Raw genomic sequence first — 1,200 nt, 5'->3', positions numbered from 1 at the left:
CTGTAATAGCTGTCATAAAGATAAATCTATCAACGCCTGATGCTCTATTTAGTTTTTTCAATCCGTCAATAGCCGATATAGCTGCTTCGCGGGATATGGCAATAGAGCTATTATTAGTTACACAATAAGGGTACAATGATTTAAGCTGACCTTCTCTTTTAATAGGATAAAAGCTATAAAAATAATTTCATAATTTGTTCTAGGTATTAAATCGAAACCAAAAACATCTGTTCTCATATTTTGAGAGAAGAAATAAAAAATTAATATTAAAAAAGGTATAGAAAACATAAACGATATTAAATTCACCAATATAGAAATTAAACTAAGTATAGTTGTTTTGGATTATGAGCTTATTAAGATGGTAAACCAATATAGAAATTAAACTAAGTCTATTTTTTGATAAACCGTAATAATAGAAAATATTAAATGTTTCATTTTCAGTTAAGGCCATGACTTCACCATTTATATAAGAACCTATTGAAATTATTATTGCTGCTATTGCTAAAGAAATAAATGCAATTCTAGGAATTCCAAGCTTATTGTAATAAATCGTAGAGGCCTTGCTATACTCTTGTTGAATTTTTTCACTATTTAAGCTTTCAGCAACTACAGAGACTTTTTTTATTAAACTGCTCTCAAAGCTTGGCAATTGCAATGCTTTTATCACATTTTCCTTATAAGAGGTGTTTAACAGATTTATTATTGCTATAGATGCTAAATTTTCATTAATTCCTCCACCATGAATTTGGTAAGCTATATTATTGCTAACTTCTATTCCAAAAGGTATGGTATTCGAAAAATTACATACAATTAACTCAATCGGCGTATTAGAAAAAGCTGGGTAAACAATAAAAGTTTGATTGACTTTTAAGTTTAGTTCCTTTTCTGCTGAAATACTAGGATATGCACAATAATTGTTGTAATTGTTTATACCTAAAAATACAACGTTTTTATCTTCTACGTTACCCAATGATAAAACTATAAATTCTATGTTTTTAACACCTGATACATTGCTTAGTCTGTTTAAGATATTTTCCTTGTTAACAAGAGAAGTAAATGGGGATATCGAATACCCAGTTATTATTATGCTGCTTTTATTAGACAAAGATTCAACTTCATTATATATATATTGTATAGTCCTATTACTTCAGATGATATTATTAATGCTGAAGTTTCTATAGCTATAAATATTAAAATCAT

General features: G+C 27.7%; 1 protein-coding gene. It reads right to left on the bottom strand.

Features of this window, described 5'->3' with window-relative positions; genetic code table 11:
- Window positions 1–322 precede the first annotated feature (322 nt).
- Entirely contained in the window at window positions 323–1,105 is a 783-nt protein-coding gene (locus ACP5GV_RS08030) for a hypothetical protein (protein ID WP_428103273.1), read from the bottom strand.
- Window positions 1,106–1,200: the final 95 nt, after the last annotated feature.

The sequence above is a fragment of the Caldisphaera sp. genome, from assembly GCF_049974385.1.
Lineage (GTDB): Archaea > Thermoproteota > Thermoprotei_A > Sulfolobales > Acidilobaceae > Caldisphaera.
This window is presented reverse-complemented; position numbering and strand designations above follow the sequence as displayed.